The sequence below is a fragment of the Bradyrhizobium sp. Leo114 genome, from assembly GCF_055229415.2.
In genome coordinates this window covers 1-22,773 of record NZ_JBUYEN020000046.1, presented here as the reverse complement: position 1 = coordinate 22,773, position 22,773 = coordinate 1, and the positions used below count along the sequence as shown (strand labels likewise).

The 22,773-nt window shown below is 64.9% G+C and carries 24 protein-coding genes; 8 read left to right on the top strand and 16 right to left on the bottom strand.

The features are described from left to right. Positions 1 to 81 precede the first annotated feature (81 nt). The 14 genes from ACZIRK_RS36205 to ACZIRK_RS36140 form a co-directional block, all read right to left on the bottom strand. Positions 82 to 1,248 carry an ABC transporter permease gene (locus tag ACZIRK_RS36205; RefSeq protein ID WP_474419141.1) on the bottom strand — a complete coding sequence of 389 codons (1,167 nt, stop codon included), beginning with the start codon at positions 1,246 to 1,248 and terminating at the stop codon, positions 82 to 84. Between the two features lie 6 nt (positions 1,249 to 1,254). Beyond that, complete coding sequence (locus ACZIRK_RS36200; RefSeq protein WP_474419140.1) at positions 1,255 to 2,202, bottom strand: ABC transporter ATP-binding protein; 948 nt, start codon at positions 2,200 to 2,202, stop codon at positions 1,255 to 1,257. Continuing rightward, entirely contained in the window at positions 2,199 to 2,984 is a 786-nt protein-coding gene (locus tag ACZIRK_RS36195; protein WP_028166331.1) for an HlyD family secretion protein, read from the bottom strand. Before ACZIRK_RS36195 ends, ACZIRK_RS36200 begins: the two co-directional genes overlap by 4 nt. Next, the gene (locus ACZIRK_RS36190) at positions 2,981 to 3,694 is read right to left on the bottom strand and encodes a TetR/AcrR family transcriptional regulator (RefSeq protein WP_474419139.1); all 714 of its coding nucleotides are present in this window, start codon (positions 3,692 to 3,694) and stop codon (positions 2,981 to 2,983) included. Before ACZIRK_RS36190 ends, ACZIRK_RS36195 begins: the two co-directional genes overlap by 4 nt. Before the next feature lie 153 nt (positions 3,695 to 3,847). Beyond that, complete coding sequence (gene adhP, locus ACZIRK_RS36185; protein ID WP_028166333.1) at positions 3,848 to 4,873, bottom strand: alcohol dehydrogenase AdhP; 1,026 nt, start codon at positions 4,871 to 4,873, stop codon at positions 3,848 to 3,850. 226 nt (positions 4,874 to 5,099) lie between these two features. Further along, positions 5,100 to 5,501: a DUF4189 domain-containing protein gene (locus ACZIRK_RS36180; protein WP_130229683.1), complete on the bottom strand. Its 402-nt coding sequence runs from the start codon at positions 5,499 to 5,501 to the stop codon at positions 5,100 to 5,102. 225 nt (positions 5,502 to 5,726) lie between these two features. Then, on the bottom strand, positions 5,727 to 7,331 hold the full coding sequence (locus ACZIRK_RS36175) for an NTP transferase domain-containing protein (RefSeq protein WP_130229682.1): 1,605 nt from the start codon (positions 7,329 to 7,331) through the stop codon (positions 5,727 to 5,729). Then, the gene (locus ACZIRK_RS36170) at positions 7,328 to 8,029 is read right to left on the bottom strand and encodes an XdhC family protein (RefSeq protein WP_464344993.1); all 702 of its coding nucleotides are present in this window, start codon (positions 8,027 to 8,029) and stop codon (positions 7,328 to 7,330) included. The genes ACZIRK_RS36175 and ACZIRK_RS36170 overlap by 4 nt, the downstream gene beginning before the upstream one ends. A 2-nt stretch (positions 8,030 to 8,031) precedes the next feature. Beyond that, the gene (locus tag ACZIRK_RS36165) at positions 8,032 to 8,355 is read right to left on the bottom strand and encodes an XdhC family protein (RefSeq protein WP_027582816.1); all 324 of its coding nucleotides are present in this window, start codon (positions 8,353 to 8,355) and stop codon (positions 8,032 to 8,034) included. A 13-nt stretch (positions 8,356 to 8,368) separates the two neighbouring features. After that, a complete protein-coding gene (locus tag ACZIRK_RS36160; RefSeq protein ID WP_474419138.1) occupies positions 8,369 to 9,571 on the bottom strand; it encodes a vWA domain-containing protein in 1,203 nt (400 codons plus the stop codon). Positions 9,572 to 9,716: 145 nt separating this feature from the next. Continuing rightward, positions 9,717 to 10,625, bottom strand: a complete 909-nt coding sequence (locus ACZIRK_RS36155; RefSeq protein WP_474419137.1) for an AAA family ATPase — start codon at positions 10,623 to 10,625, stop codon at positions 9,717 to 9,719. Between the two features lie 37 nt (positions 10,626 to 10,662). Next, the gene (locus tag ACZIRK_RS36150; protein WP_130229677.1) at positions 10,663 to 11,469 is read right to left on the bottom strand and encodes an FAD binding domain-containing protein; all 807 of its coding nucleotides are present in this window, start codon (positions 11,467 to 11,469) and stop codon (positions 10,663 to 10,665) included. 50 nt (positions 11,470 to 11,519) lie between these two features. Further along, the gene (locus ACZIRK_RS36145; RefSeq protein WP_028166340.1) at positions 11,520 to 12,005 is read right to left on the bottom strand and encodes a (2Fe-2S)-binding protein; all 486 of its coding nucleotides are present in this window, start codon (positions 12,003 to 12,005) and stop codon (positions 11,520 to 11,522) included. A gap of 170 nt (positions 12,006 to 12,175) precedes the next feature. Next, positions 12,176 to 12,622 (bottom strand): SRPBCC family protein, encoded by a 447-nt coding sequence (locus tag ACZIRK_RS36140; protein ID WP_028166341.1) that lies wholly within the window; start codon positions 12,620 to 12,622, stop codon positions 12,176 to 12,178. Positions 12,623 to 12,813: 191 nt separating this feature from the next. On the opposite strand from ACZIRK_RS36140, the gene ACZIRK_RS36135 reads away from it, so the two are divergent. The 3 genes from ACZIRK_RS36135 to ACZIRK_RS36125 all read left to right on the top strand — a co-directional run bounded on the left by ACZIRK_RS36135 (position 12,814) and on the right by ACZIRK_RS36125 (position 15,680). Beyond that, a complete protein-coding gene (locus tag ACZIRK_RS36135) occupies positions 12,814 to 14,172 on the top strand; it encodes a 3-carboxy-cis,cis-muconate cycloisomerase (protein WP_474419136.1) in 1,359 nt (452 codons plus the stop codon). Positions 14,173 to 14,313: 141 nt separating this feature from the next. Beyond that, positions 14,314 to 15,096, top strand: coding sequence for a 3-oxoadipate enol-lactonase (gene pcaD / locus ACZIRK_RS36130; protein WP_028166343.1), 783 nt, complete (start codon positions 14,314 to 14,316; stop codon positions 15,094 to 15,096). Positions 15,097 to 15,287: 191 nt separating this feature from the next. Beyond that, positions 15,288 to 15,680 carry a carboxymuconolactone decarboxylase family protein gene (locus ACZIRK_RS36125; protein WP_456644434.1) on the top strand — a complete coding sequence of 131 codons (393 nt, stop codon included), beginning with the start codon at positions 15,288 to 15,290 and terminating at the stop codon, positions 15,678 to 15,680. Here ACZIRK_RS36125 and ACZIRK_RS36120 read toward each other — a convergent pair. Further along, on the bottom strand, positions 15,660 to 16,187 hold the full coding sequence (locus ACZIRK_RS36120; RefSeq protein ID WP_028166345.1) for a hypothetical protein: 528 nt from the start codon (positions 16,185 to 16,187) through the stop codon (positions 15,660 to 15,662). The genes ACZIRK_RS36125 and ACZIRK_RS36120 overlap by 21 nt on opposite strands. A gap of 191 nt (positions 16,188 to 16,378) precedes the next feature. Continuing rightward, positions 16,379 to 16,540 carry a hypothetical protein gene (locus ACZIRK_RS36115; protein ID WP_165435551.1) on the bottom strand — a complete coding sequence of 54 codons (162 nt, stop codon included), beginning with the start codon at positions 16,538 to 16,540 and terminating at the stop codon, positions 16,379 to 16,381. Between the two features lie 267 nt (positions 16,541 to 16,807). Here ACZIRK_RS36115 and ACZIRK_RS36110 point away from each other — a divergent pair, with 267 nt between their 5' ends. From ACZIRK_RS36110 to ACZIRK_RS36090, 5 genes are all read left to right on the top strand, one after another. Beyond that, the gene (locus ACZIRK_RS36110; protein ID WP_028166346.1) at positions 16,808 to 17,725 is read left to right on the top strand and encodes an ABC transporter permease subunit; all 918 of its coding nucleotides are present in this window, start codon (positions 16,808 to 16,810) and stop codon (positions 17,723 to 17,725) included. An 11-nt stretch (positions 17,726 to 17,736) separates the two neighbouring features. Beyond that, positions 17,737 to 19,062, top strand: coding sequence for a high-affinity branched-chain amino acid ABC transporter permease LivM (livM, locus tag ACZIRK_RS36105; RefSeq protein WP_130229673.1), 1,326 nt, complete (start codon positions 17,737 to 17,739; stop codon positions 19,060 to 19,062). Then, positions 19,059 to 19,892: an ABC transporter ATP-binding protein gene (locus ACZIRK_RS36100; protein ID WP_474419135.1), complete on the top strand. Its 834-nt coding sequence runs from the start codon at positions 19,059 to 19,061 to the stop codon at positions 19,890 to 19,892. The genes livM and ACZIRK_RS36100 overlap by 4 nt, the downstream gene beginning before the upstream one ends. A 214-nt stretch (positions 19,893 to 20,106) precedes the next feature. Beyond that, positions 20,107 to 20,847, top strand: a complete 741-nt coding sequence (locus ACZIRK_RS36095; RefSeq protein ID WP_474419134.1) for an ABC transporter ATP-binding protein — start codon at positions 20,107 to 20,109, stop codon at positions 20,845 to 20,847. 160 nt (positions 20,848 to 21,007) lie between these two features. Next, entirely contained in the window at positions 21,008 to 22,126 is a 1,119-nt protein-coding gene (locus ACZIRK_RS36090) for a branched-chain amino acid ABC transporter substrate-binding protein (protein WP_474419133.1), read from the top strand. The last annotated feature ends 647 nt before the right edge of the window (positions 22,127 to 22,773 follow it).

Below are 22,773 nucleotides of genomic sequence, written 5' to 3'. Positions count from 1 at the left end.
GACCCGGAATCTCGAGATTCCGGGCTCGATGCTTCGCGTCGCCCCGGAATGACGTGGATAAATTGAGATCGATATATTGCCTCAATCGAGCGTGCGACGGAAGCGTGTCACGGCGATCGTCATCGCCGCCAGCATCAGGACAATGAGTGCAATCGTGTCGTATTGCAGGTTGGCGGGGCCCGCGCCCTTCAGCATGATGGCGCGGACGATGCGGACGTAATGGGTCAGCGGCAGGCCTTCGCCGAGATATTGCGCCCATAGCGGCATGCCCGCGAACGGAAACATGAAGCCGGAGAGCAGGATGCTCGGCAGGAAGAACATCATCGAAAGCTGCATCGCCTGCAACTGGTTCTGCACGATGGTGGAGAACGTATAGCCGATCGACAGGTTGGTGGTGATGAATAGCGTGGTCAGCGCCGCCAGGAGCAGCACACTGCCGAGAATCGGCACCCCGAACAGCAGCACGCCGATGCCGACGATCAGTGACGCCTGGATGAAGCCGACAATGACATAAGGAATGATCTTGCCGAACATCACCTCCACCGGCTTGATCGGCATCGACAAGAGGCTCTCCATGGTGCCGCGCTCGATCTCGCGCGTCACCGACAGCGCGGTGAAGATCAGCATGGTCATGGTCAGGATGGTGCCGACCAGGCCGGGCACGATGTTGAGCCGCGACTCGGCGGCGGGGTTGTAGCGGGCGTGCGTCCTGATCTCGAACGGCATGTCCGGGGGATCGCCGACGTGCAGATCGTGCTCCAGCGCGGTCTGCACCAGGGCGCCGAGCGCACCGAGCGCCGCGCTTGAGGCGATCGGATCGGTGGCATCGGCGGCGACCAGCAGCGCCGGCTTGTCGCCGCGCCGGACGGCGCGCTCGAAGCCGCGCGGGATCTCGACACCGAACAGCACCTTGCCGGATTTCAGGAGGTCGTCGAACTCGGCGACATCGTGCACTTCCCGGGTGAAGCGGAAATAGGCGGTGTTCTCCATCGCCTTCAGGATGGAGCGCCCGAGATCGCTGTCCTCCTGGATCAACACCGCCGTCGGCAGATGCCGAGGCGTGGTGTTGATGGCGTAGCCGAACAGCAAAAGCTGCATCACCGGGATCATCACGATCATGGCGAAGGAGACGCGATCACGGCGGAGCTGGATGAATTCCTTCACCAGCATGGCATAGCTGCGCCGCCAGAAGCCGAAGGCCGGCTCCCTTGCCTCGACCATAGGATGGACTGCATCGATCGCGCTCATTGGAAATTATCCTTGGAAATTATCCTTGGAACGCCCCATGAGATCGATGAAGACGTCTTCGAGCGACGGCTCGCTGTCCTGCCAGCGCCAGCGCGGATCGTTGCGATAGGACGCGACGGTCGCGTCCAGCGCCGCCTTGTCGCGGCCGGACACATGAAGGCTGGTGCCGAACGGCGCCACCATGTCGATGCCCGGCTTGCCGGTGAGTTCGTCGCCAAGTCCGTTGAGATCGTCACCGGTCACCGTATAGGTCGAGAGTGCCGAGCCCGCGATCACCTCTTCCACTGTCCCATGCGCCAACAGATGACCATAGGCGATGTACGCGATCTCATGGCAACGCTCGGCCTCGTCCATGTAGTGCGTGGAGACCAGCACGGTCAGGCCTTCGGCCGCGAGCGCGTGGATCTCGTTCCAGAAATCGCGCCGCGCCTTGGGGTCGACGCCGGCGGTCGGCTCGTCCAGCAGCAGAAGTTTCGGATTGGGCAGCGTGCAGGCGCCGAGCGCAAGCCGCTGCTTCCAGCCGCCGGAGAGATTGCCGGCAAGCTGCTCCTCGCGGCCCCTCAAGCCGATGCGCGCGATCATCTCGCGCGCCGCGCCGCGCGCGTCGGGCATGCCGTAGAGCCGCGCGACGAACTCCAGATTCTCGCGCACCGAGAGGTCCTGGTACAGGCTGAAGCGCTGGGTCATGTAGCCGACCAGGCGCTTGATGCGGTCGGCATCGCGGCGGATATCGTAGCCGAGGCAGGTGCCATTGCCGCTGTCGGGCGTGAGCAGGCCGCAGAGCATGCGGATGGTCGTGGTCTTACCGCTGCCGTTCGGCCCCAGGAAGCCGTAGATCGTGCCGCGCCTGACCTGCATCGACAGATCATGCACGACCTCGCGGCCGCCAAACGATTTGGTCAGGCCATGGACATCGATAGCGATCTCAGGCGTATGGTTCGCGACCGTGCTCATCGCCGATCCGCCACCGGCGTCTTCGGATTGAGATAGACGCTGATCGGCTGTCCCACGCGCAAGGCATCGGGCCGGCTCGGCCGCGCCTGGATCAGGTAGACCAGCTTGTTGCGCTCATCGAGGCTGTAGATCACCGGCGGTGTATATTCCGCCGTGGTCGCGATGAAGTAGATCTTGGCGGTGAGATCGGCGGCGCAATTGTCGCAGACGACGCGCACCTGGTCGCCGATCGAGAGCTTCGGCAGTTCGGCCTCGGGCACGAAGAAGCGCAGCTTCATGTTGCCCGGCGGCATGATCGAGAGCACCGGCCGCTGCGCCGCCACCATCTCGCCCTCGCGGAAATAGATCTGCTGGATGGTGCCGGCGACCGGCGCAAAGCCCTTGCGCCGCGCCAGCCGCGTCTCCGACGTGTTGACCTTGGCTTCGGCCACGCGCAGCGCCGAGACCGCGGCATCAAGATTGGCCTGCGTGCCCGCGCCTGTCCCTCTCAAGGAAGCGGCGCGGTCATAGGTCTGCTGCGCGTTGGCAAGCGTCGCCTTGTTCTGGTTGAGATCGGCCTGCTGCAGATCATCGTCGACGGAGTAAAGGAGATCGCCGACCTTCACCTCGTCGCCTTCGCGCACGTTGAGCTTCACCACGCGGCCGGCTTCATCCGGGCTGACAAAGATCATGTCGGCCTCGACCCACCCCTGGAAGCCGGGATCGCGCCGCTCCTGGCAGCCGGCCAGCGCCGCCGCCAGCGCCACCATCGCCAGGATCTTCGCCAGGCGCGACGAAGTCATGTCGTCCTCCGCTCGCCGAAGATCAGATCGAGATGGACGCGAAACATCTCGATCGCATCCAGTGGCGAATGCCGGCTGAACATGCTCTGCCAGATCACCGCGATCAGTGCCGGCGCAATCATGATCTGCGGGTAGCGCGCCAATTCCTTGTTGCGGATCTCGCCGCGCGTGATCCCAAGCTCGATCAAGGCGCGCATGCCGGCCATCCCGCGCGAGACCACTTCGCGGAAATAGAAATCGGCGATTTCCGGAAAGCGCGGCCCCTCGCTGACGATCAGGCGCACGATGTCGCCGCGCGATGTCGAAGCGACCTCCCGGATGAACATTTGCGCAAAGCCCTCCACCGCCTCGCGCACCGATCCGCTCAGCGGCGCCGGCGATGCCATGCGGTCGATCAGCGGCACCAGCGCGGTCCGGATCAATTCCTCGAACATCGATTCCTTGTCCTTGAAGTACAGGTAGATCGTGCCTTTGGCGACGCCGGCGCGCTTGGCGATATCGTCGAGCCGGGTCGCGGCAAAGCCGCGCGCGACGAACTCTTCCATCGCCGCCTCCACGATCGCAGCCCGCCGCTCCGCCGCGCGCTCGGCGCGGTTCGCCCCGCTGCCCGCGATCTTCGACGAGACCACTTTTGACACCTTGGCGCGCGCCGCCCTGCCGGCGGTCCGGCGCGCCTTGGGCGGAGCGGATGGTTTGGGGCGCTGCTTCATGCTCAAATAATGACTGACTGGTCAGTCATTGTCAAGGAACGCTCCTCGTCATTCCGGGATGCGCCGAAGGCGCAGGCCCGGAATCCATTCTTCCGCTTGCTCCCGCGGCCTGATGGATTCCGGGCTCGCGCCGCGGAATGACAAGGATGGGACTTAGGCGAAATCCAGCACCATGCGGCCGTCGATCTTGCCGGACTTCATCCGGTCGAAGATGTCGTTGATCTTCTCCAGCGGCACCTTGGTGATCTCGGCGTGCACCTTGCCGTCGGTGGCGAAGGCGATGGCTTCGTCGAGATCGCGGCGGGTACCGACGATCGAGCCGCGCACGGTGATGCGCTTCAAGACGACGTCGAAGATCGGCGTCGGGAATTCGCCGGGCGGCAGGCCGACGAGGCTGACCGTGCCCTTGCGCCGGACCATCCCCAGCGCCTGCGCGAACGCAGCCGTCGACACCGCCGTCACCAGTACGCCGTGCGCCCCTCCCCCGGTGGATGCCAGCACCTTCTCCACCGCCCTGTCAGACAGCGCGTTGACGGCGAGATCGGCGCCGGTGGTGCGAGCGAGCTCCAGCTTGTCCTCGGCGATGTCGACCGCGGCAACCTTGAGCCCCATCGCCTTGGCATACTGGATCGCGACATGGCCGAGGCCGCCGACGCCGGAGATGACGACCCACTCGCCGGGCCGCGCTTCGGTCTCCTTCAGTCCCTTGTAGGTCGTGACACCCGCGCACAGGATCGGCGCCACCTTTGCGAAATCGACATTAGCCGGCAATCGCGCGGCGAAGGCGGCCGATGCGATGACATATTCGGCAAAGCCGCCGTTCACGCTGTAGCCGGTGTTGTGCTGGTGCTCGCACAGGGTTTCCCAACCGGTCTCGCAATATTCGCAGCGCATGCAGGCATCGTGCAGCCAGGCGACGCCGACGGCGTCGCCGACCTTCAGATTAGTCACGCCGGGGCCGAGCGCGGCGACGATGCCGGCAGCTTCATGGCCGGGAATGAACGGCGGAACCGGCTTCACCGGCCAGTCACCGGACGCGGCGTGAAGATCGGTGTGACACACGCCGCAGGCTTTCACCTTGACCAGAACTTCGCCCGGCCCCGGTTCCGGCACCGGCACATTCTCGATCTCGAGCGGCTTGCCAAAATTTCGGACAACAGCGGCTTTCATGGTCGGCATCTGTCTACTCCTTCGCTTTGGAAAGCAGACTAGCGGTGACCACCCTCTCGCCCTTTGATCGGTATCAAAGGGCGCGCCGAATGTGCGCGTGTGTCAGCGCGATGGCAACTGCGACAAGTTGTAGCCCGGGTGGAACCAAGCGCAACCCGGGAAACTGTACCAGCGGCTCGAGCGCCCCCGGGTTACGCTGACGCTCCACCCGGGCTACGACGCTACAACGGCCACTCTAACCTTTGGCGTCGCAGGCCCAGGCGCGGATCACGCATTCCTTGCCGCCATATTCATAGCACTTGCGCGTGGCGGCGTTCAGCGAGCGCGAGATCTTCGGCTCCACGGCGTAGCCGTGGGCGCCGCAGGGATTCATCATGTCGATGGAGAGCGCAGCGCAGGCCCGCTTCATCGTGACGGTGGTGCATTCGCCCTTGCACTGCTTCAGCGCCGCGGCGCGCGCCTCTGCTTCGGCGGGATAGTCATAGGCCTGACCGTAGGCGCCGCATTTGCCAACCGCAAATGCGCCCGCCGCCCAGCTCTCGGTGATGAAACGCGTTAGTGCCAACAGCAACGTCAGCGCAAGAATGAACAGCGCGCGGCGTTGCGCGCGCCTCGTCGAGACAATCACTTTCCCCATCCCCCAGACAGCCGGCGGAACTCTAGCCGCCGGACGTTTCCACTTGGTGAACGGGAGGTTGAGAGAGAAGCAAATCACCGCGACCGTCATTGCGAGCGCAGCGAAGCAATCCATGCCTCCACAAGCGGCGAGATGGATTGCTTCGCTTCGCTCGCAACGACGTGGAGAGAGCGCCACGACTCCATCATCCGTCGTCCCGGGCTTGACCGGGACGACGGAAAGAGTTCACGCGCCGCGCGCGGCTTCGAGGGCTTGCGGGGTGTCGATGTCGAGGAAGGCGCTTTGGCCGTCGACGGGCACTTCGGCTACCGCTTCGGCATGCTTGGCGATCAGGTGGCGCGCGCCGATGTCGCCGTCGAGCGTCATCAATTCCTTGAAGAAGCGCCGCGACCACAGCACGGGATTGCCGCGCCTGCCTTCGCTGACGGGCACCGCGATCAAATGGCCGCGGTCGGGTGCAAAGGTGTCGATGAGCCGATCGATCAAGGACGCGTCGATCAGCGGCATGTCGCCGAGGCAGATCACGGCGCCGTCGACGCTGTCGGATACCGCGGAGACACCCGCTTTCACCGAGCTCGCGAGCCCGCCGGCGAAATCCGGATTGCGCACGAATTTCACCTTCAGCCCCTGCAGCGCCTGCTCGACCAGTTCGGCCTGATGGCCGGTGACGACGATCACCTCGGAGGCCTTCGACGCCAGCGCCTGCTCGGCCGCGATACGCACGAGCTTCTTGCCGTCGATCTCCGCAAGCAGCTTGTTGGGGCCGCCCATCCGCGTCGAACGGCCGGCGGCGAGCACGATGGCGGCGACGTTGCGATTGCCTTCGGTGTCGGAGCCCGTGCGCGGCTGCGGCCGCGTCACGATCTCCATCAAGAGCCCGCCGACGCCCATGCCGGTGAGCTCGGCCCGCGTGACCTTGATCCCCGCAAGCAGGCGCATCAGCACCCAGTCAAATCCATTCTCGACCGGAGAGCGCGCGCAGCCCGGCGCACCCAGCACCGGCACCTTCCCCGCGCTGCCGATCAGGAGCAGATTGCCCGGATCGACCGGCATGCCGAAATGCTCGACCGCGCCGCCGATCCCGGTGATCGCGGCCGGGATCACGTCGCGCCGGTCCGCGATCGCGGAAGCACCGAACACGATCACGAGTTCGGCGCCAAGCGCGAGCAATTCCTTGATCGAGGCGGCCAGGGCCTTCTCCTCATGCGGCACGCGGCGCTCGGCGATAATGCTGGCGCCCGCGGGGGCGAGCCGCTCGGCGGTCACGCGGAGCGTCTTCTCGATCACCTTTGGCGACAGGCCCGGCAGCATCGTCGAGACGATGCCGACCTTCTTGATGACGTAAGGCGCAACCCGCAGCGTCTCGCGCGCGGCGACGGCGACCGCCGCGTCGCGCAAGCTCGCTTCGACGCCGAAAGGAATGAGCTTGACGGTGGCGATCATCTCGCCTTCGACCACCGGCTTGAACGCAGTCAGCGTCGCGAGCGTGATCGCCTCGTCGACGCCGTTGATGCGATCGACCGCGGCACGGTCGACCACCAGCACGCCGGCGCGTCCCGCGAACAAATTGGCGCGGCCGGTAAAGGCGCGCTCGACATTGACGCCGTCGCCGGCAATGGCCTGCGCGATGCTGGCCGCGGCAACATCTTCGGAGACGTCACCCTCATCGAGCCGCACGACGACGATTTCCTTCACCCCGGCCTTATCCAAGGCCTCCACTTCGGCAGGGCCGATCGTGGTGCCCTTCTTCAGCACCAGCGATCCCTGCCGCAGGGTGTGAACGGTGACGCCGCCAATCGCGTCACGCGGACTGGCAGGCCCGAACTTCATGCTGCAACTTCTTTCTCTTTCGGCGGCAACCGCAGCGTCGCGGTGATCTCCGCCATGATGGCGACCGCGATCTCCGACGGCGATACCGCACCAATGTCGAGTCCGATCGGCGCATGGATGCGCGCGATGTCACTTTCCTTCGCGCCTTGGGCGCGCAGCCGTTCGCCGCGCTTGGCATGCGTCTTCCGCGAACCGAGCGCCCCGATATAGAAGCACTCGCGCTCGAAGGCATGCAGCAGCGCAGGATCGTCGATCTTGGGATCGTGCGTCACCGCGACGAAAGCCGTGTAGTGATCGACATTGAGCGGCGGCAGTGCGACGTCGGGCCATTCCGCGACCAGGGGCACGTCAGGAAAACGTTCGGGGCTCGCAAATGCCGTGCGCGGATCGACGACGGTGACATCATAATCCAGCGACCGCGCCAGCGGCGCCAAGGCCTGGCTGATATGGACGGCGCCGATGATCACGAGCTTTGCGGTCGGCGCATAGACGTTGAGGAACAGCTTCTTGCCGCCGACCTCGACGTTGGTGCTCTTGCCCATGCGCAATGCTTTGGAAAGCTCGGCATTGAGCGGATCGGCGGCAAAGTCCTTTGCCTTCACCAGCCGCTGCTCGCCATTGGCGGTATCGGTGACGACGATCACCGGGCGCCGCGCGGCGCGCTCGGCATTCAGCTCCTTCAGGGTTTCGAGCTTCACGGCTAGCCCACCTTCTCGACGAAGACGCGGATGGTGCCACCGCAGGACAGGCCGACATTCCATGCGGTCTCGTCAGCCACGCCGAATTCGAGCATCCTCGGCTGGCCGCTCGAGATCACGTCGAGTGCCTCAGTCACCACGGCGCCTTCGACGCAGCCGCCCGAGACCGAACCCAGGAACGTACCCTCGTCGTTGATGACGAGGCTCGATCCAGCCGGACGCGGCGCCGAGCCCCAGGTCTCCACCACGGTGGCCAGCGCCACCCCATGGCCGGCCTTCTGCCAGTCCTCAGCCGCCTTCAGGATGTCTTCGTCGCGATTGAGCATTTGAGAACCCTCTTCAAGCTATGGAGCGGATCAGGCTGCGATGATGAGGCGGCGGCGGGGCCGAAAGCGCCTCGATCAGCCCCTGGATGGAACTCAAGTTATGCACCGGGCGGAATTCGTCAACGTGGGGCAGCATCATTTTGATGCCCTGCGCCTTGGGCTCGAAGGCGCTGTAGCGCAGCAGCGGGTTGAGCCAGATCAGGCGGCGGCAGGAACGATGCAGCCGGTCCATCTCGAAGGCAAGCTTGGCGTCCGCCTCGCGCTCCAGCCCGTCGGAGATCAGCAGCACGATCGCGCCCTGCCCCAGCACCCGGCGAGCCCACAGCTTGTTGAAGGTGTGCAGCGAGGTCGCGATCCTTGTGCCGCCGGCCCAGTCCTCGACGCTCGAGGAGCAGCTTGCCAGCGCCTCGTCCGGATCGCGCTGCCGCAGCGCCCGCGTCACGTTGGTCAGGCGGGTGCCGAACAGGAACACCGAGACGCGCTTGCGGGCATCGGTGATGGCATGCAGGAAGTGCAGGAACAGGCGGGTATATTCGCTCATCGATCCCGAGATATCGAGCAGCGCCACGATCGGCGCCGGCTTGTCGATTCGGCCGAGCTTGCGGATGTCGACGATCTCGCCGCCGGTGCGCAAGGAATTGCGGATGGTGCGGCGCATATCGAGCCGGAGGCCGCGGGCGTCCGGCCGGTAGCGGCGCGTCTCCAGCTCGGCCTGCGGCAAGCTCATCTTGGCGATGGCGCGGGTGACCTCGGCGATCTCGGCCGCGCTCATCTGCGCAAAGTCTTTCTTCTGCAAGATCTCGCGGTCGGAGACCGAGAGCTTGAGTTCCTGCGCCTGCTCCTGCGGCCGCTCCTCGCGGCTCGCGGGCTGCGACAGCGCTTCCTGCACGCGGCGCGAGGCCGGCGGCGGCTTCTTCTTGGCGTGGTCGGGCAGCGGCACCGAGTCCAGCATGCTCTTCCACTCCTCGGCGGCGCGGAAGAACAGGTCGAAGGCCTGGGCAAAGATCAGCGCATGCTCATGGCGCTTGACGAAGATCGCTTCCAGCGTGGCGTAGAAATCGGCGCGGTTGCCGACTTCGATGAGCTGCAGCGCATTGAGCGCGTCGATCACCGAGCCCGGCCCGACCGGCAACCCGGCCGCCCGCAGCGCGCGGGCAAAGCCGACGACATTGTCGGCCATGTGCCCGGTCGGCGGCGCAAGGTGGTTGATGGGCATCTATCCTCACCTCACCGTCATTCCGGGGCGCGACGAAGTCGCGAGCCCGGAATCCATCCTACCGCAGAACAGGTGGCGAAATGGATTCCGGGCTCGCGCTGCGCGCGCCCCGGAATGACGACTGTCGTGTATGACGCGCGAGCAGCTACGTCTCGCTCGTCGCTTCCTTCAAAACCTTCTGCAGCGTATCGCCCTGCATGCGCGCGATGTCATCCTGGTACTTCAGGAGCGCACCGAGGGTCTCGCCGACCACTTGCGGCGTCAGCGAGCGGGCATCCAGCTCCGAGAGCGCGGTGGCCCAGTCGATGGTCTCGGCGACGCCGGGCGACTTGTAGAAATCCTGGTTGCGCAGCGCCTGCACGAAGCGGACCACCTGCTGCGACAGCTTGGCCGAAATATTCGGCACCCGCGACTTGACGATCGCGAGCTCGCGCTCGGCTGTGGGATAGTCGACCCAGTGATAGAGACAGCGCCGCTTCAGCGCGTCGTGGATCTCGCGGGTGCGGTTGGAGGTGATGATCACGATCGGCGCCGCCGGCGCCTTCACCGTGCCGAGCTCGGGGATCGTCACCTGGAAGTCCGACAGGATCTCCAGAAGATAGGCCTCGAACGCCTCGTCCGCGCGGTCGAGCTCGTCGATCAGGAGCACCGGCGGGCCGGCGACGTCAGGCTCCAGCGCCTGCAGCAGCGGCCGCTTGATCAGGAAACGCTCGGCGAAGATGTCGCTCGCGAGCTGGTCGCGGTCAGTGTCGCCGGAGGCTTCCGCGAGGCGGATCGCGATCATCTGCGCCGCGCTGCTCCACTCGTAGACCGCGGAGGCGACGTCGAGGCCCTCATAGCATTGCAGGCGGATCAGCTTCCGCCCGAGCGCTGAAGACAGCACCTTGGCGATCTCGGTCTTGCCGACGCCGGCCTCGCCTTCCAGGAACAACGGCCGGCCCATGCGCAGCGCAAGATAGGTCACGGTCGCGAGCGACCGCTCGGCGAGATAGCCGCGCGAGGTCAGGAGCTGGAGCAGCGCATCGACTGATTTCGGGAGCGTCGATGCGGTCATGGGAAAGCCGGTGTTGGAGCCAAAGCAGCCTGCACTATCACGCTTTAGCGTTAGCAGCTTCGACCGCCCGGCGCGCCAGCACCCCGATCAAATGCGCGCGATATTCGGCACTGCCATGCAGGTCGCTGTTCAGCCCTTCCGGGGATACGTTGATCCCCTCCAGCACCTTGGGCGAGAAGCGCTTCTGCAGGGCCTCCTCGAAAGCGGTGACGCGGAACACGCCGTCCGAGCCGGCGCCGGTAACGGCAACGCGGACGTCCGACGGCCGCCGTGCCACGAACACGCCGACCAGCGCATAGCGCGAGGCCTGGTTACGGAACTTGACGTAAGCCGCCTTCTTCGGAACCGGAAACTGCACCTTGGTGATGATCTCGTCGGCCTCGAGCGCGGTCGAGAACAGGCCCTGGAAGAACTCCTCGGCCTTGAGCCGCCGCTTGTTGGTGACGATGGTCGCGCCCAGCGCCAGCACGGCGGCCGGATAGTCCGCGGTCGGGTCGTTGTTCGCCAGCGAGCCGCCGATGGTGCCGCGATGGCGCACGGCGGGATCGCCGATCCCTCCCGCGAGGTCGGCGAGCGCCGGGATCGCCTCGCCGACGACGGCGGAGCTGGCGACCTCGGCATGCTTGGCGGTGGCGCCGATCGCAAGCGCGCGGCCTTTCATCTCGATGGTGTCGAGGCCTTCGACATGAGAGAGGTCGACCAGATGCGGCGGGCTCGCGAGCCGCTGCTTCATCACCGGCACCAGCGTGTGGCCGCCGGCGATCAGCTTGGCATCCTCGTTCTTCACCAGCAGATTGGCGGCCTGTCGCACGGTCGCCGGACGATGATACTTGAATTCATACATTGGAATGCCCCGGAATTTTCAACAGCGATCGCGATGCAATGCGCTGAGGTTCAAGCGAGATCGGACTTCGCCATCGCCTTGGCGCCGGCGGCGATCGAGGCGACGATGTTCTGATAGCCGGTGCAGCGGCACAGATTGCCTTCGAGCTCTTCGCGGATCACCTCGTCGGAAAGCTCGTTTCCCTTGCGGTGCACCATGTCGACCGCGGTCATAATCATGCCGGGCGTGCAGAAGCCGCACTGCAGGCCATGATTCTCGCGGAACGCTTCCTGCATCGGATGCAGCGGCCCGCCATCCGGCGCCAGTCCCTCGATGGTCTTGACCTCATGGCCGTCGGCCATCACCGCAAGCGTGGTGCACGACTTCACGGCCTTGCCGTCGAGATGCACGACGCAGGCGCCGCATTGCGAGGTGTCGCAACCGACATGGGTCCCGGTCAACCGCAGGTTTTCACGCAGGAATTGAACGAGAAGGGTACGGGGATCGACGTTAGCGGTGACGGGATTGCCGTTCACGATCAGGGAAATCTTGGCCATCAGCACTCTCTTGATCTGCTCTGCCGCATATCGACAGAGCAGGCGTTTATAACCGTTCCAAAAGCCATAATATGGGCCATCACCGCAATGGGCAACCTCGCCCCTCGCATGGCCGGATGACGTCGTGCCGTTCTGGCGCCGTTGTGCGGCGCCACTAGTCTTTATTTATTTCAGCCTTGCACGGCCTTGGCGAAATTCGCGAAGAATTCATCGGCCAGTTTCTTGGCCGCGCCGTTGATCAGGCGCTGGCCGAGCTGGGCGAGCTTGCCGCCGATCTGCGCCTCGACGTTGTAACTCAAGAGTGTGCCGCCATCCTTCTCGGCAAGCGCGACTGTCGCGCCGCCCTTGGCGAATCCGGCAACCCCGCCCTCGCCTTCGCCCGAGATCTTGTAGCCGTTGGGCGGATCGAGATCGGACAGCATGACCTTGCCTTTGAAGCGCGCCGAGACCGGGCCGACCTTCATCTTGGCAACGGCGCGAAAGCCGTTGTCCTCGGTTCTCTCCAATTCCTCGCAGCCGGGGATGCAGACCTTCAGCACCTCGGGATCGTTGAGCTTGGCCCACACGGCCTCGCGCGACGCCGCAAGCTGGACTTCGCCGGTCATTGTCATTGCCATGAGAGCCTCCCCGATCGCATCGAACCAACACCCAAGTAAAGCACGGCGGCCACAAAGGAAAGACCGGCATCCGACCACGAGCGATGCATATTCGCAGCGCAGCAAAACGGAGACCGCCCCTTGTGATGGCGCCGGGCTCGATCAAGAAGGGCCATTGGCAGCGGCAGCCGGGAATGATTAGGTCGCGCGCGATGAGCACATCCCTTTCCCCTCTGCTGGCACCGATGCTGTCAAGCGCCGCGATGCGCGCGGTGTGCGACGATGCCGCTTGCTTGCAGAATATGCTTGATTTCGAGGCAGCGCTGGCGCGCGCCGAAGCAGCGGTCGGCGTGATTCCGAATGCCGCGGCCGGCCCGATCGGCGCGGCGTGCAAGGCCGAATCATTCGACCGCGCGGCGCTCGCGGAAGCCGCCGTTCGGTCGGGCAACCTCGCGATCCCGCTGGTCAAGGCGCTCACCGCGGAAGCGGCCAAGGCCAGTAAGGAGGCCGCGCGCTATGTGCATTGGGGCGCGACCAGCCAGGACGTCATCGACACCGCGACGATGCTCACTCTGCGCGCCGGCATCGATGTGTTGCTCGCCCAACTCGACCGCGCCATCACAGGCTTTGCCAAACTCGCCCGCGAGCATCGCGACACCGCGGTGGTTGCGCGCACCTGGCTGCAGCATGCGCTGCCGATGCCGTTCGGCCTCAAGCTCGCCGAATATGCCGCAAGCCTGCACCGCTCGCGGAGGCGCTTGCAACGTCTGCGCCGCGAGGCACTGGCGCTGCAATTCGGCGGCGCGGCCGGCACGCTGGCTGCGCTCGGCGACAAAGGCATAGCAGTGGCGGAAAAACTGGCGCAGGAGCTTGGCCTGCCGCTGCCGGAGGCGCCCTGGCACACCCACCGCGACCGCATCGCGGACATCGCCTCTGCCTTTGCCATCGTCTGCGGAAGCTGCGGCAAGATCGCCCGCGACGTCTCCTTGATGATGCAGACCGACGTCGCCGAGGCGTTCGAGCCATCGGGCGAAGGCCGCGGCGGCTCCTCCACCATGCCGCACAAGCGCAATCCCGTTGCCGCCGCAACCGCGCTCGCCGCCGCCACCATGGCCCCCAATCTCGCCGCGACGATCCTTGCCGCGCAGGTCCAGGACCACGAGCGCAGCGCAGGGCCGTGGCATGCAGAATGGCCGACCTTGCCGACGCTGATGCTGGTCACATCAGGCGCGCTCGCCGCCATCGTCGACATCGCCGAGGGCCTGGAAGTCGACGCTGCGCGCATGCGCGTCAACCTCGATGCCACCCGTGGGCTGATCATGGCAGAAGCGGTGTCGATGGCGCTCGCCGAAAAGCTCGGCAAGAGCGAGGCGCATCATCTGATGGAAGCCGCCAGCAAGAAGGCCGTGGCCGAGCAGAAACACTTGCGCGACGTGTTGAAGTCCGATCCACGGATCACCGCGCATCTCGCCGCGGACAGAATCGAAAAACTGTTTGAACCAATGTCCTACCAGGGCGCCTCGCAGGCGCTGATCGACCGCCTGCTCGCCTCGCTTGAGGATTTGTCGTAAGACCTCCGCTGTCATTCCGGGGCGCGCAGAGCGCGAACCCGGAATCCATCGGGCCACATACCCGGGTGGTGAAATGGATTCCGGGCTCGATGCTGTCGCATCGCCCCGGAATGACAGGAAAGAAACGAGGGAACGCAGACCATGCCGATGATCGACGCCGACGGATGCCTACTCAACGTCCAGGTCGAAGGCCGCGACGGCGGACCGACGCTGATGCTGTCGAATTCGCTGGGCTGCACGTTGCAGATGTGGGAACCGCAGATGAAGGCGCTGACGCAGGTGTTCCGCGTCATCCGCTACGACCGGCGCGGCCATGGCAAGTCGCAGGTCCCTCCCGGCCCCTATTCGATGGAGCGTTTCGGCCGCGACGTGCTGGCGATCCTCGACGACCTCAATATCGAAAAGACGCATTGGTGCGGCCTGTCGATGGGCGGCATGGTCGGGCAATGGCTGGGGGCCAACGCGCCCGAACGCTTCGGCAAGATCATCCTCTCCAACACCGCCTGCTACTACCCGGACCCGACCAACTGGCACAATCGCATCAAGGCGGTGAAGGAAGGCGGCCTCGCCGCGGTCGCCGACACCGTGATCGCGGGCTGGCTGACGGCGGATTTCCGCGAGCGCGAGCCGCAGATCGCAGCCCGGATGAAGGCGATGCTGTTGGCCTCGCCCGCGGAGGGTTACATCGCCTGCTGCGAAGCCCTGAGCACGCTCGACCAGCGCGAGCTGCTCCCGAAGATCAAGAGCCCGACGCTGGTGATCGCCGGCCGTCACGATATGGCAACGCCGATCTCGGCTGGGGAATTCATCCGCAGCCGCATCCCGGGCGCCAGCATGACGATCCTCGATGCCGCGCATATTTCCAACGTCGAGCAGTCGCACGCCTTCACGGACGCCGTGGTCGGCTTCCTGACGCAACGCTAGTGCAGCGCACTCTGCACCACCTCTCCCATCGGGAGAGGTCGCGCCGAAGGCGCGGGTGAGGGGTTACGGTCCTTCATGGGCACCTGAGTCCCCTCACCCGGTTTGCGCTGACGATGCTTCGCATCGTCAGCGCAAACCCACCTCTCCCCGCCGGGGAGAGGTGAAGAGACGCCCGAGCAAGGAGAGGCATCATGGACGACGACAAGCGCCGCGACGAGGGCATGACCCAGCGCCGCAAAGTGCTCGGCAATGAATGGGTCGATAAATCGATTGCCAATCGCAACGCCTTCAACACCGACTTCCAGGACCTGATCACGCGCTATGCCTGGGGCGATATCTGGACGCGGCCGCATTTCGATCATCGCACGCGGCGGGTACTGGTGATCGGCACCATGGTCGCGCTCGGGCAGTGGGACGAATTCCGCCTGCATGTGCGTGCCGCCCTCACCGAAGGCGGCTTTTCGCCTGACGATATCAAGGAGATCCTGCTGCAGCAGGCGATCTATTGCGGCGTCCCCGCCGCTAACCATGCGGTGAAGGAAGCCTCGGCGATTATCGCCGAGCTAGGGCTGTTGAAGGGATAATTTGCCGGCCGGCACGCTGGTATCGGTCTCGTCGCGCACCTCGGCCAGCCGCGGCGCGGCGCCCTCGACCACCAGCACGATGCCGATGCCGACCAGCATCAACAGTTCGGTCGCGTGCAGCCGCAGCGCCTCGGCTTCGCCGGCCACGGACGCCGCCAGCATGCTGACGAAGCTGAGCACGCTGCCGAGCACGAGCGCCATACCGAGCGTCTCATCGCCGCCGCCGCGTTCGCGCACCGAGCGAAGCGAAAGCAGCACCAGATACAGCGTGAAAAAGGCAACTGTGGTGATCCGCACCAGCGCCAGCAGCCAGGCGATACGCACGCTCGCGATACCCGACAGATGCAGATGATCGCTGATGAAGAACCCGATCGACACGCTCGGCCGTTCATAGAGACCGCGGACCGGCGAGGCCATGATCTGAAAGGCGATGCTCGCCCACGCCGGGATGAAATAGGCCGCAAGCAGCGCGCCGCAAAATGAGCTGATCCGCCAGTTCGTCGACATCTGCCGCTCCCTGCTGTTCCGCTCGCCCGACGCCGCGATGGCGGGTATGTCGCGAGGTAACTTCGTTGGAACTGAAGCGGCAATCTAAACCCTTTATTAACCTTAATTGGGGCGGTCCGCTGTGGACGGCGTCCAAAAGAAAGTCCCGCCTTTCGGCGGGACTTCCCTTTTGCTCTCGCTTGGACGGGAAACTAGCGCACCTGCCCCGGATCCTGCGGTTGGCCGGGTTTCTGGCCCTGACGGTTCGGGTCTTGCTGCTGCTGGCCGGGCTTGCTGCCGCCGCCCTGCTGCTGGCCGGGCTTCTGGCCCGGATTTTGATTCTGCTGACCCGGGTTCTGGTTCTGACTGGCCATTCACAAACTCCCTGGTTGGACCTGGTCCCTTCGAACCAGGCACGGGCCAACGCGGGAACCAGGACGCCGTTTCGGTGGGAACCGTCACGTCACGGTGAGGCAAATGCTGGATCGGGAACCGCCGGTAAAACTACCTCTGTACAAGCCCTTGATGCCGCAGCTAGCGCTGTTGCCGCCCAAGGGGTTCCACTGTTAGAAAATGATACGACGCGTCGGACAAGGCTGCCGGGAGCCCTCGCCGCGTCGCTCTCTCACAAGCGGCAGCGCATGGATTATTTCGCCCAGCAACTCATCAACGGCCTCGTGCTCGGCTCGATCTATGGGCTGATCGCGATCGGCTACACCATGGTCTATGGCATCGTCGGCATGATCAATTTCGCCCATGGCGACATCTTCATGATCGGCGGTTTCATCGCGCTGATCTCCTTTTTGGTGCTGGTCTCGCTCGGCCTCACCGCGATCCCGCTGGTGCTGTTCATCGTGCTCCTGGTGTCGATGGCGATCACCGCGCTCTATGGCTGGACGGTGGAGCGTATCGCCTACCGGCCGCTGCGGCATTCGTTCCGCCTGGCGCCAATGCTCTCAGCCATCGGCATGTCCTTCGTGCTGACGAATTTCTCTCAGGTCGCGCAAGGCGCGCGCGTGAAGCCGGTGCCGCCGATCATCACCGGCGGCTACACGCTGCACGAGGGTGAAAGCGGCTTCGTGGTGCAGCTCTCCAACATCCAGATCATCGTCGTGCTTGCCACCGTGGTGCTGCTCGCGCTGTTCACCTGGCTCGTGTCGCGCACGCGGCTCGGGCGCGACATGCGCGCCTGCGAGCAGGACCAGACCATGGCGGCGCTGCTCGGCGTCGACGTCGACCGCACCATCTCCATGACCTTCGTGATCGGCGCCGCGCTCGCCGCCGTCGCCGGCATGATGTACCTGCTCTACTATGGCCTGGTCGATTTCTTCATGGGCTTCGTCGCCGGCATCAAGGCGTTCACCGCCGCGGTCCTCGGCGGCATCGGCTCGCTGCCCGGCGCGATGCTGGGAGGATTGGCGATCGGGCTGATCGAGACATTCTGGTCGGCCTATTTCTCGGTCGAGTACAAGGACGTCGCCGCCTTCTCCATCCTGATCGTGGTTCTGATCTTCCTTCCGACCGGCCTGCTCGGCCGGCCTGAAGTCGAAAAAGTCTGACGGGCGGCCGCGTGACCACGTCAGCGCTCGAGAAGAAGCCGGCGTCGCGCGCGAGCGGCGCCGCCTTCATCCTCAAGAAAGCCACCATCAGTGCCTTGGTCGCGCTGGTGCTGTTCTCGTTGATGATCGGCGTCCGCACCGAGGCCGGCCCGCAAGGCGGGCTGATCTACTGGACGCGGTTCGGCGATCTCGCCGCCATCGTCGCCGCCGTGTTCGGCGGCAGCATCGTCATCGAGCTGCTGCGGCAATGGTGGGGTCCCGCCGACAAGGTCCGCGTCGTTCCGCCGGCGGTACAAAATGCGCTGTCGCTCGCCGGACGCCTGATCGCGCCGGCGCTGCTGATCTTCACGTTCCTGGTGCCGGTGATCTTCTATGATCAGCGCTACATCCTCGATCTCGCGATCCTCGTGCTCACCTATGTGATGCTCGGTTGGGGACTGAACGTGGTCGTCGGCCTCGCCGGCCTGCTCGATCTCGGCTATGTCGCCTTCTACGCCGTCGGTGCCTATTCCTACGCGCTGCTCGCCACCAATTTCGGACTGTCGTTCTGGGTCTGCCTGCCGCTCGCCGGCATCCTCGCCGCGTTCTGGGGCGTGCTGCTCGGCTTTCCCGTGCTCAGATTGCGCGGCGACTATCTCGCGATCGTGACACTGGCGTTCGGCGAGATCATCCGCCTCGTCATCATCAACTGGCAGAGCCTGACCGGCGGGCCGAACGGCGTCTCCGGCATCCCGCGGCCGACCTTGTTCGGCATTCCGCTCTCGCCCGGCGAGGACGGGCTGGCGGCGCGGCTCGGCATCGAGTTCTCGCCGACGCACCGCATCGTGTTCCTGTTCTATTTGATCCTGGCGATGGCGCTGCTGACCAACTGGGTCACGATCCGCCTTCGCCGCCTGCCGATCGGCCGCGCCTGGGAGGCGCTGCGCGAGGACGAGGTCGCCTGCCGCGCGCTCGGCATCAACACCACCACGACCAAACTCACGGCCTTTGCCACCGGCGCGATGTTCGGCGGCTTTGCAGGCGCGTTCTTCGCGACGCGCCAGGGCTTCATCAGCCCGGAATCCTTCACCTTCCAGGAATCGGCGCTGGTGCTCGCCATCGTCGTGCTCGGCGGCATGGGCTCGCAGCTCGGCGTCGCGCTGGCTGCGCTGGCGATGATCGGCGGCTTCGAGCTGTTCCGCGGCCTTGACCAGTACCGCATGCTGGTGTTCGGGATGGCGATGGTGCTGCTCATGATCTGGCGGCCGCGCGGACTGATCGGTCATCGCGCCCCGACCGTCTATCTCGAGCGCAACCAGGCGATCTCCTCCGACCTCGTCAAGGAGGGACACGGATGAGCGGTGAGACCATCCTCTCCGTCAATGGCCTGTCGATGCGGTTCGGCGGCATCGTTGCCGTGAACGATCTCTCCTTCGATGCCGGACGGCGCAAGATCACCGCGTTGATCGGCCCGAACGGCGCCGGCAAGACCACCGTCTTCAACTGCATCACTGGCTTCTACAGGCCGAGCGGCGGCTCGATCGCGCTGACCCATGACGACGGCAAGACGATCCAGCTCGAACGTCTGAACGATTTCCGCATCTCCAAGCAGGCGCGCGTGGCGCGCACCTTCCAGAACATCCGCCTGTTCCCCGGCATGACGGCGCTGGAGAATCTGATGGTGGCGCAGCACAACGCGCTGATGCGCGCCTCCGGCCTGACCTTCCTCGGCCTGATCGGCGCGCCATCCTGGCGCAGCGCCGAAGCACGCGCGATCGAGCTGGCGCGCACCTGGCTTGCGCGCGTCGGCCTGCTCGACCGCGCCGACGATGCCGCCGGCAATCTTCCCTATGGCGACCAGCGCCGGCTCGAGATCGCGCGCGCGATGTGCACCGAGCCCGCGCTGCTCTGCCTCGACGAGCCCGCCGCCGGCCTGAACGCGCGCGAGAGCGCCGCCTTGAGCGAGCTCTTGCTCTCGATCCGCACCGAACAGGGCACCTCGATCCTCTTGATCGAGCACGACATGTCCGTGGTGATGGAGATTTCCGACCACGTCGTGGTGATGGATTACGGCGTCAAGATCGCCGAAGGCACGCCACAATCCGTTCGCGACGATCCCAAGGTGATCGCCGCCTATCTCGGCGCCGACGAGGAAGAAGCCATCGCCGTCATGGAGAGCGGCACGTGATCGCCCACGCTCTATCCCCGTCATGCCCGGGCTTGTCCCGGGCATCCACGTTCCGACGGCCCTCCGTCATTGCGAGGAGCGAAAGCGACGAAGCAATCCATGCCGCGGCGCGCGGAGGGATGGATTGCTTCGCTTCGCTCGCAATGACGACAGGCCGGAGAAAGCACGTGGATGGCCGGGACAAGCCCGGCCATGACGGCTGCGAGGTTGCCCTATGACCTCAACCTCTCCCCTCCTCGCGATCCGGGGCCTGCGCGCGGCCTACGGCAAGATCGAAGCCCTCAAGGGCGTCGATCTCGAGATCAATGCCGGCGAGATCGTCGCGCTGATCGGGGCCAACGGTGCCGGCAAGTCGACGCTGATGATGACGATCTTCGGCAAGCCGCGCGCCCGCGCCGGGGCGATCGAGTTCGACGGTGATGACATCACCGGCGTGCCGACGCACGAGATCGCGCGGCTTAGGATCGCGCAGTCGCCCGAGGGACGCCGGATCTTTCCGCGCATGAGCGTCGCGGAAAACCTGCAGATGGGCGCTGACGTCACCGAGTGCAGCGAAGCGGAACGCGCGGCCGTGCTGGAACGCGTGTTCACGCTGTTCCCCCGGCTCAAGGAACGCGTTAACCAGCGTGGCGGCACGCTCTCCGGCGGCGAGCAGCAGATGCTGGCGATCGGCCGCGCGCTGATGAGCCGCCCGCGCCTGTTGATGCTGGATGAGCCTTCGCTCGGCCTCGCGCCGCTGATCGCACGCCAGATCTTCGACGCGATCCGCACCCTGAACCGCCAGGATGGCCTGACCGTCCTGATCGTCGAGCAGAACGCCAACCACGCACTGAAACTTGCCCATCGCGGCTACGTCATGGTCAACGGCTTGATCACGCTGTCTGGAACCGGCAGCGAGCTGTTGCGGCGGCCGGAGATCCGCGCTGCCTATCTGGAAGGCGGCCGGCGGGGCTAGCTGATCGGCACCCATCCTGCGGCAAGATGCTGCGAAGGGAGCGTGCATTTGCCTGAAAAATGCCGATGACTTCACGGCAAATTCAGTCGACAATGCCGTCGGTTTCGTATCCGGCGGCGCGCCGGATGCTTCCCTTAAGCGATGACCACGGGGACTCCACATGAAATCACTCAAGCTGATTGGCCTTGCACTCGGCGCATCGCTCGCATTGTCGGCGAGCGCATTCGCGCAGGATATCACCATCGCAGTGGCGGGCCCGATGACGGGCTCCGAATCCGCTTTCGGCCGGCAGATGAAGAACGGGGCCGAACAGGCGGTTTCCGATCTCAATGCCGTGGGCGGCGTGCTCGGCAAGAAGCTCAAGCTCGAGGTCGGCGACGATGCCTGCGATCCCAAGCAGGCGCGCTCGGTCGCGGAAAAACTCTCCAGCGCGCGGATCCCCTTCGTCGCCGGTCATTTCTGCTCTTCGTCGTCGATCCCGGCGTCGGAAGCCTATGCCGACGGCAACACACTGCAGATCACGCCGGCCTCTACCAACCCGCTGTTCACCGAACGGAAGCTCTGGAACGTCGCGCGCGTCTGCGGCCGCGACGACCAGCAGGGCCTGGTCGCCGCCGAGTACATCCTGAAGAATTTCAAGGGTAAGAACGTCGCGATCCTCAACGACAAGACGACCTACGGCAAGGGCCTCGCGGACGAGACCAAGAAGGCGCTGAACAAGGCCGGCTTCCAGGAGAAGATGTTCGAGTCCTACAACAAGGGCGACAAGGATTTTAACTCCATCGTTTCGCGGCTCAAACGCGACAACATCGATCTCGTCTATGTCGGTGGCTACCATCAGGAGGCCGGCCTGATCCTGCGCCAGATGCGCGACCAGGGCCTGCAGACGGTGCTGATGGCGGGCGATGCCATGAACGACAAGGAGTTCGCCTCGATCACCGGCCCCGCCGCCGAAGGCACGCTGTTCACCTTCGGTCCCGATCCGCGCAACAAGCCGACCGCGAAAGCCATCGTCGAGAAGTTCAGGGCCAAGAACATCGATCCCGAAGGCTACACACTCTACACCTACGCCGCGATGCAGGTGTGGTCACAGGCGGTCGCCAAGGTCGGCTCCACTGATCCGAAGAAGGTGATGGACGCGATCAAGGCCGGCGAGTGGGACACCGTGCTCGGCAAGATGGCCTTCGACGCCAAGGGCGACATCAAGGCGATCGACTACGTCGTCTACAAGTGGGACGCCAAGGGCAACTACGCCGAAGTGAATCCGAAGGGGTCGTAGGCGTATCCACATCACCGCCGTCATTCCGGGGCGTCCGAAGGACGAACCCGGAATCCATTGGGCCACAGGCGCATGCGGTGAAATGGATTCTCTGATGTGCAATTGCACATCATAGCTCGACGCTCCGCATCGCCCCGGAATGACAGCCCCGTCATTGCGAGCGGAGCGAAGCAATCCACTCTTCCGCTTGCGGCGCTATGGATTGCTTCGCTCCGCTCACAATGATGATGTGGATGCCTTGGGTGCGACAAATCGATCCGACGGGCAAATCACCTAAAAGTCTGTCCAGACTATCAGCGAAAAATAAATCGCTTAACCCGTCGGGCAAATCAGTGATTTAACTCCGCGCGTCTCACGGCGGATGAGGGGCGGGTCGCGATCGTCACGAACGTTGCGGTGAGATGCGGTGGACGCGATGCGTGCGACTGACGAGCGCGCGTAACGCGGACGGCGAAGTCGTGTGGTCCTGGCGCCCCGACGCTGGCGCTAAGCTTCTTGTGAAGTGACGGTGGCAAAAGAGCCCGGTGACCGGCTATCTAATGCACACATCTTTGTTGCGAAGATCGGCGAAGACTGATTCCCTGGCGGGAGGCGGTCTTGTGGAGAGCGGTCGTATGTCGATGGAGGTGGGGCTGGGGCGATTTGGC